The 13032-nt window shown below is 76.4% G+C and carries 10 protein-coding genes; 5 read left to right on the top strand and 5 right to left on the bottom strand.

Features of this window, described 5'->3' with window-relative positions; all coding sequences use genetic code 11:
• The first annotated feature begins 61 nt into the window (after positions 1-61).
• Complete coding sequence (locus tag ACN267_RS01425) at positions 62-667, top strand: DUF3043 domain-containing protein (protein ID WP_281895406.1); 606 nt, start codon at positions 62-64, stop codon at positions 665-667.
• 103 nt (positions 668-770) lie between these two features.
• Here ACN267_RS01425 and ACN267_RS01420 read toward each other — a convergent pair whose 3' ends face one another.
• The 3 genes from ACN267_RS01420 to ACN267_RS01410 are packed head-to-tail and all read right to left on the bottom strand — an operon-like array spanning position 771 to position 3407.
• Positions 771-1751, bottom strand: a complete 981-nt coding sequence (locus ACN267_RS01420) for an ABC transporter ATP-binding protein (RefSeq protein WP_281895403.1) — start codon at positions 1749-1751, stop codon at positions 771-773.
• Complete coding sequence (locus ACN267_RS01415) at positions 1748-2566, bottom strand: ABC transporter permease (protein WP_204959366.1); 819 nt, start codon at positions 2564-2566, stop codon at positions 1748-1750. The genes ACN267_RS01420 and ACN267_RS01415 overlap by 4 nt, the downstream gene beginning before the upstream one ends.
• The gene (locus tag ACN267_RS01410; protein WP_204959367.1) at positions 2559-3407 is read right to left on the bottom strand and encodes an ABC transporter permease; all 849 of its coding nucleotides are present in this window, start codon (positions 3405-3407) and stop codon (positions 2559-2561) included. The genes ACN267_RS01415 and ACN267_RS01410 overlap by 8 nt, the downstream gene beginning before the upstream one ends.
• A 161-nt stretch (positions 3408-3568) precedes the next feature.
• Between ACN267_RS01410 and ACN267_RS01405 the strand changes: the two genes are divergently transcribed.
• Complete coding sequence (locus ACN267_RS01405; protein ID WP_421487741.1) at positions 3569-7918, top strand: WG repeat-containing protein; 4350 nt, start codon at positions 3569-3571, stop codon at positions 7916-7918.
• A 51-nt stretch (positions 7919-7969) separates the two neighbouring features.
• Positions 7970-8968 (top strand): aldo/keto reductase family protein, encoded by a 999-nt coding sequence (locus tag ACN267_RS01400; RefSeq protein ID WP_204959368.1) that lies wholly within the window; start codon positions 7970-7972, stop codon positions 8966-8968.
• Between the two features lie 48 nt (positions 8969-9016).
• On the opposite strand, the gene ACN267_RS01395 is transcribed toward ACN267_RS01400, so the two are convergent.
• Positions 9017-9814, bottom strand: coding sequence for a site-2 protease family protein (locus tag ACN267_RS01395; protein WP_204959369.1), 798 nt, complete (start codon positions 9812-9814; stop codon positions 9017-9019).
• On the bottom strand, positions 9814-10014 hold the full coding sequence (locus ACN267_RS01390; RefSeq protein ID WP_088644650.1) for a hypothetical protein: 201 nt from the start codon (positions 10012-10014) through the stop codon (positions 9814-9816). The genes ACN267_RS01395 and ACN267_RS01390 overlap by 1 nt, the downstream gene beginning before the upstream one ends.
• Before the next feature lie 170 nt (positions 10015-10184).
• On the opposite strand from ACN267_RS01390, the gene ACN267_RS01385 reads away from it, so the two are divergent.
• Entirely contained in the window at positions 10185-12218 is a 2034-nt protein-coding gene (locus ACN267_RS01385) for a bifunctional adenosylcobinamide kinase/adenosylcobinamide-phosphate guanylyltransferase (protein ID WP_421487740.1), read from the top strand.
• A complete protein-coding gene (cobS, locus tag ACN267_RS01380) occupies positions 12208-12981 on the top strand; it encodes an adenosylcobinamide-GDP ribazoletransferase (RefSeq protein ID WP_421487739.1) in 774 nt (257 codons plus the stop codon). The genes ACN267_RS01385 and cobS overlap by 11 nt, the downstream gene beginning before the upstream one ends.
• Positions 12982-13032: the final 51 nt, after the last annotated feature.

The following is a 13032-nucleotide window of genomic DNA, read 5'->3' as shown; positions in this document are numbered from 1 at the left end:
ACCGAGCGCCCGGTGCACCGTGATGTGCACCGGGCGCCGTCGTATGGCTACCCTTCACCTCGTGCCGTCGCTGTTTCGCCGCAAGTCCGCCGACTCCGACTCCTCCGCCACCGCCCCGGTGGTGACCGAGGAGCCACCCGCCGCGCGCCCCCGGGGCTACACCCCGAGCAAGAAGGAACTGGGCGTCGAAACCCCGAAACGGCCGGTCGCCGGTCGCCGGCCGGCCGGCCCGACCCGGCCGCTGACCAAGGAGGAGGCCCGGGAGCAGCGCCGCAAGGCGCGCACCGAGGCCGCCGCCGAGTTCCGCCGCGAGGGCGGCCCCCGGGACCGGGGGCCGGAACGGCTGCTGGCCCGTAACGTGGTCGACTCCCGGCGGACCATCGGCACCTGGTTCTTCGGCGGCGCGTTGATCGTGCTGATCGGGTCGAACGCGGCGATGCCGCAGGCGATCCGGCTCGCCTCCAACGTGGTGTGGGGCGCGCTCGCGCTCGGCGTGGTGATCGACTCGGTGCTGATCTCCCGGCGGATCAAGAAGCTGGTGCGGGAGCGCCACCCCAACAGCGGCGAGCGGATGGGGTCGCTCTACCTCTACGCGATCATGCGGTCGATCACCTTCCGCCGGATGCGCGCGCCGGCCCCCCGGGTGAACATCGGCGACCCGATCTGACCGACGTCTCCCGACGGCCCCGCCCGGTGGCGGGGCCGTCGTCGCGTCCGGCGGGCCTCGTCGCGTCCGGCGGGACCGGACGGCGGAGCGGGAGAGGACCCGGTCAGGCCGGGCGACGCGGGTCGGGGGCCGGGCTGCGGTAGAGCCGGGCCACCACGTCCTCGATGTCCGGTTCGACGATCGAGAGGTCCCGCAGCGCGGCCACCCCGGCCAACGCGGAGATCACCTCCGCCACCCCCGCCGACTCCAGGGCGTAGACCAGCCGGTGTCCGTCCGCCTCGACCCGGTGCAGCGCCGCCCCCGCCGGCTGCGGCGGGACCGCCAGCGGGGCGTCCAGGTCGGCGACGACGAGCCGACGGGAGCCGTACCGGGCGTGCAGGGCGGCGATGGACCCGTCGTGCACCACCCGGCCGTGGTCGACCACCACCAGCCGGGCGCAGAGCCGCTCGATGTCGGCGAGGTCGTGGGTGGTGAGGACCAGCGTGGTGTCGCCGGCCCGGCCCAGCTCGGCGAGGAACCCCCGCACCGCCTGCTTGCTCACCACGTCCAACCCGATCGTCGGTTCGTCGAGGAAGAGCACCTGCGGGTCGTGCAGCAGCGCGGCGGTCAACTCGCCGCGCATCCGCTGCCCCAGCGAGAGCTGGCGGACCGGGGTGGTCAGGAAGTCGTCCAGGTCGAGCAGGTCACGGCAGCGGCGCAGCCGGGCGGCGTGCGCGGCGGCCGGCACCCGGTAGAGGTGCCGCAGCAGGTCGAACGAGTCGGCCAGCGGCAGGTCCCACCAGAGCTGGGACCGCTGGCCGAAGACCACCCCGATCCGCAGCGCCAGCCGGGTCCGGTCGGCGACCGGGCGCAGCCCGCACACCCGGGCCTGACCCGCCGACGGGCTCAGCACCCCGGTGAGCATCTTCAGGGTGGTCGACTTGCCCGCCCCGTTCGGGCCGATGTAGCCGAGCAGCTCGCCCCGCTCCACCCGCAGGTCGATGCCGTCCACGGCGGTGACGGTCCGCCTCTGTCGACGCAGCCGGCCCGCCTTCACCCGTACCGTGAACTCCTTGCGCAGCCCGTCCAGCTCGATGACGCTCATGACCCCGTACTCCGGTAGTGGCGGATGCCGGTGCGCCAGGCCGCCGCCGCGACCGCGACGGCGACCAGCGCCACCCCCGGCGCCGCCCAGCCGGCCCACGACGGCAGGCCCAGCGGGTCGGCGCGGCCCAGCAGCGCCAGCGCCGGCTGGTAACTGACGAAGGCGAACCCCAGGCCGTACGCGAAGGCGGCCCGGAACCACCCGTCGAAGACGGTCACCGGGTACGTGGTGAAGTCCCGCCCGCCGTAGGTGACCGAGTTGGCCAGCTCGCCGGAGTCGACCCACCAGAACGACACGGTGGCGGTGGCCACGAAGAGCGACCCGAAGAACACCACCCCGGCCAGCGGGGCGAGCACCGCCAACGCCACCCGGGCCGGCGTCCAGTCGATCCCGGCCGAGGTCAACGCCACCACCAGCACACCCACCCCGAACAGGCCCCGGGACACCTTGCGCAGCGGCAGGTTCATCAGCAGCAGCTGGGGCAGCGCGCCGAGCGGGCGCAGCAGCACCGCGTCGAACAGGCCGGTCCGCACGTGGGTGGGCAGCCGCTCGATGTTGCCGACCAGCAGGTCCGCCACCGCGAAGGCGCTGGAGGACAGCCCCACCATCACCAGCGTCTCGCGCAGCGTGAACCCGCCCAGCTCCCGGGTCACCCCGTAGATCACCAGGACGGCCACCACGTCGAACACGGTGGCCCCGACGTTGCCCACCAGGTCGAGCAGGAACGACGCCCGGTAGGTGGTCTGCGCGCGGGCCTGCGCCCCCGCCAACGCCAGGTACGCCCCGAACGTCCCGCCGGCCCGTGACTCAACCACCCTGCACCACCAGGCGACGTTCGGCCCGCCGCTGCACCAGCCGGCAGGCCGCCAGCACCAGCACCGCCCAGCCGACCTGGAGCGCGACCAGGCCGACCTGGACGGCCGGCGGGTCCCGCTCCACCAGCACGTCGAGCGGGGTCTGCAGCAGGCTCGGGAACGGCGTGCCGCACCACAGCACCAGTTGCAGCCAGTCGGGCAGGAAACGCAGCGGGAAGTAGAGCCCGGCCAGCACCCCCGAACCGAGGGTCCACAGCAGCACCGGGCCCCGGGCGTCCTGCCACCAGTAGGCGGCGGCGTTGACCAGGAACCGGCAGCCGAAACAGAGCACCACGGCGGTCACCACCGACACCACGAAGAGCCCGACCGTCGGCCACCGCGACGGCAGGTAGACGTCGAAGAACAGCGGCCCCACCAGGACCGGCGGAAGCAGCCGGGCCAGTGCGGCGTACCCGGCCCGGCCCAGGTCGGTGGCGAGATAGCTGGTCACCGGGTGCACCGGGCGGAGCAGGTCGGCGGCCACGTCGCCGGTACGGATCCGGTCGGCCAGGTCGGTCCAGCCCCAGAGCAGCACCACGGCGATCAGCCCCTGACCCGCCCACACGAACGTGGCGAGCTGGGCCTTGTCGTACCCGCCGACGCTCCCGGCACCGGCGGCGGCCAGCAGCACCGCGCAGTGCAGGAAGCCGAACACGGTGTTGGTCACGGCCCCGGCCAGGGCCGCCTGCCGGTAGGTGGAGTAGCGCCGGAAACCGGCCCGGGATATGGCCCCGAATGTCCGGAACCATCGGGTAACGTTTGCGCTCGTGGACGGTGCCGCAGTGGCGGTGACCGAGCCCACGCCGTTACCCTCCTTCCGCAGCCCCGCCATGCCGGACGGGGGACTTTACCGGCATCCCGGGGCGCCCTGCACGACAATTTGCAACGAGGTGACACCGCCGTGAGCGAGCGACGCGAGCCGGGCATCGGGCCGCGCCGCACGCGTGGAGCCGGAGCCACCAGGTGACGGGCGGCTGGTCCGACCGCTGGGACGCCCCGGAGGAACCGTCCTGGGTGATCGAGCCGACCGGCGAGTGGCATCCGCAGTTCCCCGGCCAGCGTTATCCCGGCGACCTCGGCTCCCAGTACGCCGACCCCCGGGGACGGGTCACCGCCTCCGGCCGCGCCGAGGTGCCCCCGCTCGCCCCGACCCGCTCCGACGGCACGTACCTCGGCCGGTCCTGGTCCGACCTGGCTGACGAGCCGCCCCGTCGGGACGATCCCGAGCGGCGCGGCGACCACGACCCGTACCGCCGGCTGGCCGACCAGACCTACCGGGAGCCCGCCGACGACGCGTACCGGCGGCCCGCCGACGAGGCGTACCGGCGGCCGGCGGACGGGCCGATCTGGCAGCGGGAACGCCGGCAGCCCGCACCCGAGCGGTACGACGACCGGCAGGCCGACCGGATCAGCTGGTCGGACCGTCGGCGGGGCGACGCCGAACCGGCACCCACCGGTTGGCACCGCGACCGGGCCGACACCGACAGGTACGACAGCCCGCCCCGGCAGGAGCGGAGCGCGCCCGTGTCCCCCGGCCGCCCGCCCGTGTCCCCCGCGCCCCGGCACGAGCCGCCCCACGCCCGCCCCGACCGGTCCACCGAACCGGACTGGCCGCGCGAACCCGGCGAGGGCCTGCCGAGGCGGCGCACCACCAGCGAACGCCCCGCCGCCGACCGCCGCCGGGTCGACGACGAGCCGCACCGCCGCGCCGCCGACCGGTACGACCCGTACCCGGCCGGGCCCGCACCCGGCGGGGACCTGCCGACCCGGTTCCGGGAGGACGACCCGCCGCGGCGGGACCCCGACCGACGGCCCGCCGCCCCCGGACACCCGGACCGGTGGCAGCGCGCACCCCACGACGCCCCGCCGGCCCGCCCGCTCGACGACACCCCGCCCGGCCGCCCGCCACGCCACGACAGCCGGTCGACGACGTCGGCCATCCCCGAGGAGCGGTGGCAGCATCCGCGTGGCCACGACGAGCGCCGACCGGCGCAGCCGTACGAGCCGGCGGCCCGCCACCTGGCGTACCCCGACCTGCGTCCGCAGGACGAGCCGTCCCGCGAGCCGTGGGGTCGTACCGGCACCGACCCCCGCCCGACGAGGGAACCGGACCACGGCCGCGACGACCGGCCGGCGTACCCCCCACGGCATCCGGCCGAGCCGCCCACCCGACACGGGGACCGTCCGGCGGCCCGGACCACTGCGGGGTTCCCCGGCGACCGTCGCCCCGGTGCGGCGACCCCGGGACGTCCGGACGCCGGTTCGCCGCCCCTGGACCCACCGCCCGGCCACCCGGTGTCCGGAGCACCGGTCTCCGGGCTGCCGGTGTCACCGGCCCCGGTGTCGTCGCCGCCCGGCACGACCACTGCGGGCCCACCCGCGACCGGCCCGTGGGGCCCCCGACCCGGGCCTGCGCCACCGTCGGCCGGCACCCGGCCAGGTGGCCCCGACAGGCCGGCCCCGACGGCCGCCCGGCAGACCACCCTGCCGCCGGACGCCCCCACCGAGCTGCCCATCCGCAAGCGCCACGCCGCCGGCCCGCCGCCCCTGCCCGCCCCGGACCAGGCCACCCCGGTCTCCGCGCCGCCGGCCGCCCGGTTGAACATCGAGTTCCGCCGGCCACCGGAGCACACGCCACCGGTCGACCGGCCCGCCGGCCGCCCTCCGGCACCGCCCGCCACCGGCACCGGACCCGACGGGCCCACCGACCCGGGCCCGGCCGCCCGCCCCCCGACGGCACCCGTCGCCGGCCTGGGAGCCGACGGGCCCACCGACCCGGGTGCCGCCGGTCGCCCCCCGGCGACACCCACCGCCGACCGGCCCGCCCTGGAGATCACCCCCGACCGGCCGCGCCGCTACGTTCCGCCGGCACCGGAGACCGGCGGCACCGACCGTCCGGTCGACGCCGCCCCGACCCCGTCGGGCGGCTCGGCGGCCTGGTTCCGGCCCGGCCGGTCGACCCCCACGCCGACCACCCCGACGGACAGTACGACGCCTGCCGCCCGCCCTACGGGCGGCAGCCCGCCGGGCCCGTCCACGGTCGGCCGTCCGGCCGCGTCCGACGGGGCCTCGACGGGTGGCCCCGACGTGCCCGTACCCCGGTCGCCGGCACCACCGTCGCAGCCCGCCGACCCGGGCCCGGTGCCACCGGCCGCCACCGGCGACCCGGGCCGGTCGACCATCCCCGCCGACGCCGGGACGCACACCGGGGACGGCCCGGCCGAGGGCGGAGCCGCTGCCGGGCCACCCGGTGCCGGGCGTCCCCGCCCGACGGGCCCCGACGCCTCCGATCCCCCAGGCGGCACCTTCCGGAGCGCCCTGAGTGGTCCTCCCGCGACCACGGACCCGGCCGCGTTGCTGGCCGTGCCCGGCGGGGACACCCCGCAGGACCGGTCCGGCACGGTGGACGTCGACGCCGGCCCGACGCGGCACGCCGCTCCGGTGACCCCCGCCGGCCCCGACCCGGCCGGCGACCACGCCGTCCCGGTGGCAGTCCCCGACCACGCCGTCCCGGTGCCCCCCGCACCCGTCACCGGCAGCACCGGCACCGTCCTGCCCGGCACCGTCCTGCCCGGCACCGTCCTGCCCGGCACCGTCCTGCCCGGCACCGATCCGGTCGACATGGCCCTCGCCCACACCGCCCTGCCCGACACCACCCCGACCGACACCGATCCGGTCGACACCGATCCGGTCGACCTGGCACCGACCGACACCGCAGCGGGCGGCGTCATGACCGACGGCACGGTGGGGTCCGTCGACGGCGGGATCCACCACGACACCGACCCGACGGCCACGACGACGGTCGGCGACCCGCCCGGACCGCCCCCGTCGCCGGGCCGGGCCGTTTCCGCGAACCCGGTCACCACCGAGGACCGGCCGAAACCACCGGACCGGGCCACCGGCACCGACCCGGCGACGACCGAGGACCGGGCCGACACCACCGAACGGGCCGCTGCGGCGGGCCCGACCGCGGGCACCCCGGCCGAATCCCGGGACGCCGCGACGCCCCGGCAGGCCGACCCGGAGCAGGTCCTCGCCGGCTACCGGTGGCGGCTGGACCCGGAGACCCTGCGCGAGGTGGTCGACGACCCGGCGGAGCTACGGATCATCCGCCGCCGGTTGACCGAGAAGCTCGCCTCGGCCCTGGACAACCGGGCCCGCGCCCGGCTGCTCAGCCTGCGGGCGGTGCTGTCCCGGCTGGTCGACGACCTGGACGACGCGGTGGCCGACGGCCGGCTCGCGTTGACCTACGCCGAGGCGACAGGGGAGCTGCGGCGTACCGCGTTGGCCCGGGCACGGCTGGCCGAGGCGCTGCGGTGGAAGGGTGAGTTCACCGAGGCCGACCGGCTGTTCACCGAGGCCAACTCGACCGAGCTGCCGGACCGGCTGCGTTCGGCGCTGCACGAGCACGCCGGCCGGTCCTGCTACGACCAGGGTCGGTTGATCGAGGCGTGTGGACACTTCGAACGGGCCCTGGACCTGCGCCGGGCCGACGACCCGGAGCTGACCGGGCGGATCGCGGTGTGCCTGGACGCGGTGCACGCCCGCGCAGCCGCCGGGGGCGGCTTCGGGCCGTACCCGCGTAGTCGGGACGAGGTGCGGCACGGCCGCCGGTCCCCGCGCCCCACCCACGACGGCCAGGGTCGCTGGGGGTACGCCGACACCGACGGCGACCTCGTCGTCGACTACCGGTACGTCGAGGCGCAGCCGTTCCACGAGCGGATGGCCTGGGTACGCCGCCCCGACCAGACCGGGTGGGAGCTGATCGACGAGACCGGCGGCACCCTGCTCGGTCCCGCGTACGCCCGGGTGCTGGCCTTCTCCGACGGCCTGGCCTGGGTGTCGCAGGGCGGCGACGCCGACTGGTCGGCCATCGAACCGGACGGGACGGTGGTGGTGCCGGCGGGGTTCGAGGAGGTCAGGCCGTTCCGGGCCGGGGTGGCGGCGGTACGCCGGGGCGGCTGGGGGGCGGTGGACCGGCACGGGCGGCTGGTCGTCCCGCCGCGCTACCACGGGATCGACACGACGCTGTCCGACGGCCGCCGGCTCGACGGGTTCACCGACGAGGGGCTGGCCGTGGTGGAGCTGGCCGGCCGGCGGGGGGTGCTCGACCGCACCGGCGCCGTGCTGGTCCGGCCGGTGCACCCGGCGCTGGTGGTGCACCCGGTGGCGTTCCTGGTCGGCGACGGGATGAACCACTGGGGGGCGTTGGACCGGCGGGGTGAGCCGCTGATCCCGCCGGTGCACCCCGACTGGGACACGGTGGTGGCGGAGATCGAACGGCTGCTCGCCGACACCCACCCGGTGCTCTGACACCGGCTGCGCCGACGGGTGCGGCGCACCGGACGGGGCTAGGGTCGGAGCATGGAATTCCGACACCTTGGCCGCTCGGGCCTCATGGTCAGTGAGATCTCGTACGGCAACTGGATCACCCACGGTTCGCAGGTCGAGGAGGAGGCGGCGCTGGCGTGTGTCCGGGCCGCCCTGGACACCGGCATCACCACCTTCGACACCGCCGACGTCTACGCCGGTACGCGGGCCGAGACGGTGCTCGGCAAGGCGCTGGCCGGGGAGCGCCGGGAGGGGCTGGAGATCTTCACGAAGGTCTACTGGCCGACCGGTCCCGGCCGCAACGACCGGGGGCTGTCCCGCAAGCACATCATGGAGTCGATCGACGGCTCGCTGCGTCGCCTCCAGACCGACCACGTGGACCTCTACCAGGCCCACCGGTACGACTACAGCACGCCGCTGGAGGAGACGATGGAGGCGTTCGCCGACGTCGTACGCGCCGGCAAGGCGCACTACATCGGCGTGTCGGAGTGGAAGGCGTCGCAGCTGCGCGAGGCGCACGCCCTCGCCCGGGAACTGCGCATCCCGCTGGTGTCCAACCAGCCGCAGTACTCGATGCTGTGGCGGGTCATCGAGGCCGAGGTGGTGCCCGCCAGCGAGGAGCTGGGCATCTCCCAGATCGTCTGGTCGCCGATGGCGCAGGGCGTGCTGTCCGGCAAGTACCTGCCGGGCCAGCCGCCGCCGGCCGGTTCCCGGGCCACCGACGAGAAGTCCGGGGCCAACTTCATCGCCCAGTGGCTGGGCGACGAGGTGCTGACCCGGGTGCAGCAGCTCAAGCCGCTCGCCGAGCAGGCCGGGCTGACCATGCCACAGCTCGCCGTCGCCTGGGTGCTCCAGAACCGCAACGTCGCCTCGGCGATCATCGGCGCGTCCCGCCCCGACCAGGTGCACGACAACGTCAAGGCGGCCGGGGTGACCCTGGAGGCCGACCTGCTCAAGGCCATCGACGAGATCGTCGCCCCGGTCACCGAGCGGGACCCGGCCAAGACGGAGAGCCCGGCCAAGCGGCCCTGACCGGCACCGGCCGCACCCCACCCCCGGTCGGTCCGGGGTGGGGTGCGGTCAGCTCTGCCAGAAGCGGATCAGGGACAGCGCGGTGCCGTAGAGCCACGGCGGCAGCCCCAGCAGGTCGCTGAGCCAGAACACGGCGCTGAAGAACCAGCCGCCGATGCGCGGGTTCCACAGCAGCGCGAACAGCAGGATGAACCCGAACGGCGCGAAGAGGTCGTACATCCGGCGGTACTGCGGGCCGAGCCACGGCTGGATCATGTTGCCGCCGTCCAGGCCGGGCACCGGCAGCAGGTTCAGCACGCTCGCGGTGAGCTGGAGGAACCCCAGCAGCGCCACCCCGGCCCAGAACTCGACCGGGCCGCCCGCGTCGATGCCCACCCGCAGCACCACCACCAGCAGCAGGGTGAACAGCACGTTGGTGGCCGGGCCGGCGAGGCTGACCAGGGTGTGCCGCAGCCGGCCCGGGATGGCGTGCCGGTCCACCCAGACCGCCCCGCCGGGCAGGCCGATGCCGCCGAGCAGCACCACCACCACCGGCAGCACGATCGACAGCAGCGGGTGGGTGTATTTCAGCGGGTTCAACGTCAGGTAGCCCCGGTGGGCGATGTCCCGGTCGCCGGCCCGGTAGGCGACCACGGCGTGCGCGTACTCGTGCAGGCAGAGCGAGACCAGCCAGCCGGAGACGACGAAGAGGAACACGTCGAACCGGACGTTGCCGACCCCGTTCCAGGTCAGCACGCCACTGGTGACGAAGAGCGCGACCAGGGCCAGGAAGACCGGACTGGGCCGGAACGCCGCCCGGGGCACGCCGAGCACCAGCGGCTCGCCCCCCGGGCGGTCGCCGGCCATCACTCCGCCGTCGGCAGCAGGCTCATCCGGTAGTCCACCCGGTCGTCCTCGACGAGCGTGACCGCGGTGACGCCTGACGACGCGAGCTCCCGCCAGGTCTGGCCGATCCAGGACTCGGCGTCCGCCTGGCTGCTGAACGTCTCGGCCGGCCCGTCGACCGCTGCGCCGTCCGTGCCCTCGTACCGCCAGCTCCACGCCATGCCGCGTCTCCCCTCGCCGCTCAACCGTCCCCGGGGGACGGATCCCCGCAAGCGTAGTCGGCCGGCACCGCGGCGCACCCGACGCACGCCCCCGGGCTGCCGGGTTCCGCGCAGCGTGACGGGTCCGGGCCGGCGGGCGGGGCCGGGTCGGGCGGCCTTAAGGTACGGGCATGTCCGTTGAGGGGTGGAACACGGTCCTGGTGCTCGGCGGTATCCGTTCGGGCAAGTCGGAGTTCGCCGAGTCCCTGGTGGCCGACGCGCCGACGGTGCGCTACGTGGCGACCGCGGCCGCCGCCGACCCGGAGGACACCGAGTGGGCCACCCGGCTGGCCGCCCACCGGGCCCGTCGACCGGGCAGCTGGACCACCGAGGAGACCGCCGACGACCCGCGCCGGTTGGCCGACGTGCTCGCCTCGGCCGGGCCGAACGAGACGATGCTCGTGGACGACCTGGGCGGTTGGGTGACCGTGCTGCTCGACCCGGCCCACCAGCCCGCCGACGACGTCGCCACCATCACCGAACTGGCCGACGCGGTGCGCGCCAGCGAGGCGCGGATCGTGCTGGTCAGCCCGGAGGTGGGGCTGTCGCTGGTGCCGACCACCCCGCTGGGGCGGGCGTTCGCCGACGCGCTGGGCGCCGCCAACCGGGCCGTCGCGGACGCCTGCGACGCGGTCGCCCTGGTGGTCGCCGGCCAGCCGGTCTGGTTGAAGCCGTCCGCACCGGTCCCGCCGGTCGACGTACCCGCCCGCGCCGTCCCGGTCGACGGGGTGGACGGCGTCGCCCCGGCCGCAGCGACGCTGCCGGCCGACGGGCCGCTGCCGGAGGTGCTCACCCCCACCGTGCCGCCGGCCCCGCCGACCGCGACCGGCACGACCTGGACCACGTCGACCATGGCGCTGCCGGTGATCGCCACCGGGCTGGTCATCCAGCCCGGCATGGAACTGCCGATGCCCGACGAGTACGCCGGCCCGCAGGCGGTGCAGCGGCTCGGCACCCTGGACCTGCCGGGCGCCGGCCTGGGCGTGCTGGAACGGGTGGTCGAGTTCGCCGCCGCCACCCAGGGCACCTCCACCCCGACGCCGTGGACGGACGTGCGGGTGCTGCTGCTGCACGGCGACCACACCGGGGGCGTGGCGGCCGGGGCCCCGGTCGGCGAGTCGACCCGGCTGGCCCGGCAGGCCCGCGCCGGTCGGGGGACGCTGGCCCGGCTGGCCGCCGAGAACGGGGCCGGCCTGCAGGTGGTGGACGCCCCGCCGGCCGCGCCGATCGAACACGGGCCGGCGCTGGACGCCGACACCGTCGAGTCGGCGCTGCGCTACGGCTGGCGGCTGGCCGAGGAGGCCGCCGAGGCGGGCGTACGGCTGCTGGTGCTGGGGGCGTGCGGCGCGGGCGCGGAGGCCGCCGCCGCGGCGGTGCTGGTCGCGACGGCCGGCGCGGAGGCCCCGACGGTGCTCGGCCGGGTGCACACCGCCGACGGTGAGATCGACGACGCGGCCTGGATGGTGCGGTGCGCGACCATCCGGGACGCGCTGCACCGCACCCGCCGCTCCCCCCGCGGTGCCAAGGACATCCTGGCCGAGCTGGGCGGCGGTGACGTGGCGGTGGCCTGCGGGGTGCTGCTCGGGGCGACCGCCCGCCGGGTGCCGGTGCTGCTCGACGGCCCGGTCGGGCTGGCCGCCGGCATGGTCGCCCGGGATCTGGCCGGCCAGGCCCGGCACTGGTGCCTGCTGGTCGACCACGGCGGTCACCCGGCGGTCCGGCTGGCCGCCGACGTGCTCGGCCTGACCCCGCTGCTGGATCTGCGGCTCGACCTGGGCGAGGGGGCGAACGCGCTGGCCGCCCTGCCGCTGCTGCGCTCGGTGCTGGCGCTGGCCGGGTCGCTGCCCGTGCACCCGTACCACGGCGGCCCCGACGACGAGCCCACCGACACCACGCCGACCGACACCACGCCGACCGGCGACGCCGCGACCGCCCCGGCCGATGGCGATGTCGCAGCCACCACCGCGCCAACCGCCCCCGCCCCCGGCCTCGCTCGCACCGACCTCCCGGCCGACTCCGATGCCGCGCCGGCCGCCGCCGGGGCCGGGGCGGACGACGTCACCCCGGAGTTCGCCGAGCCGACGCCGGCCGGTCCGGGGCCGACCACCACCGCCCCCGCCGACGCCGGGCCGGAGCCCGACCCGTCCGGCCGGCGTGCCGGCTGAGTCGGGGCGCGGCGACGGGTTCCGGCTGGCGCTGACCACCCTCACCACCGTCCCGGTCCGGGCCGGGCGGATCGACCGGGCGACGGCGGGCACCGCGATGGCGCTCGCGCCCCTGGTCGGGCTGCTGCTCGGGGCGGTGCTGGGCGCGCTGCTGCTCGGCCTGGCCGCGCTCGCCCCGCCCCTGGTCGCCGCCGGGGTGACCGTCGCGGCGGCGGCCCTGCTCACCCGGGGGCTGCATCTGGACGGGCTGGCCGACACCGTGGACGCGCTGGGCTCCTACCGGCGGGGCACGGCGGCACTGGAGATCATGAAGAAGCCGGACGTCGGCCCGTTCGGCGTGGTCGCGCTGGTGGTCGTGCTGCTGGTCCAGACGGCGACGCTGGCCGAGTTGGCCGGGCGGTCCTGGCCGGCGGCGCTCGCGGCGGCGCTGGCCGGCACCGCCGCCGGCCGGCTCGGGGTGACCCTGGCCTGCCGCCGGGGGGTGCCGGCCGCCCGCCCCGACGGGCTGGGCGCGCTGGTCGCCGGGACGGTCGGGCCGCTCGCGCCGGTCGTCGGCACGGTCGCTGTCGCGCTGGTGGCGGTGCCGGCCGTGCCGGGCCGGCCGTGGCAGGGGCCGCTGGTCGTGCTGGCCGCCCTCGCCGTCGCCACCGGTCTGCTGCGCCATCTGGTACGCCGGTTCGGCGGCATCACCGGCGACGTGCTGGGGGCCGTCGTGGAGGTGGTGACCACGCTGGTCTACCTGGGCTTGGTGCTGTCCGGCTGAGGACGACGCGGCGCGCCGGGTAGCGTTTGCCCCGACAGCACCGGCACGGCC

The organism is Micromonospora sp. WMMD734, from assembly GCF_049178975.1.
Taxonomy (GTDB): Bacteria; Actinomycetota; Actinomycetes; order Mycobacteriales; family Micromonosporaceae; genus Micromonospora; species Micromonospora wenchangensis.
Note: the sequence above shows the minus strand (reverse complement) of the source record. Positions and strands in the feature narration are given on the sequence as shown.

Excerpts from the sequence above, each read along its gene's own strand:
- ACN267_RS01395 (WP_204959369.1), bottom strand. The coding sequence starts at position 9,814 with ATGGCCGGCGACCGCCCGGGGGGCGAGCCGCTGGTGCTCGGCGTGCCC.
- ACN267_RS01385 (WP_421487740.1), top strand. The coding sequence starts at position 10,185 with ATGTCCGTTGAGGGGTGGAACACGGTCCTGGTGCTCGGCGGTATCCGT.
- ACN267_RS01390 (WP_088644650.1), bottom strand. The coding sequence starts at position 10,014 with ATGGCGTGGAGCTGGCGGTACGAGGGCACGGACGGCGCAGCGGTCGAC.
- ACN267_RS01400 (WP_204959368.1), top strand. The coding sequence starts at position 7,970 with ATGGAATTCCGACACCTTGGCCGCTCGGGCCTCATGGTCAGTGAGATC.
- ACN267_RS01420 (WP_281895403.1), bottom strand. The coding sequence starts at position 1,751 with ATGAGCGTCATCGAGCTGGACGGGCTGCGCAAGGAGTTCACGGTACGG.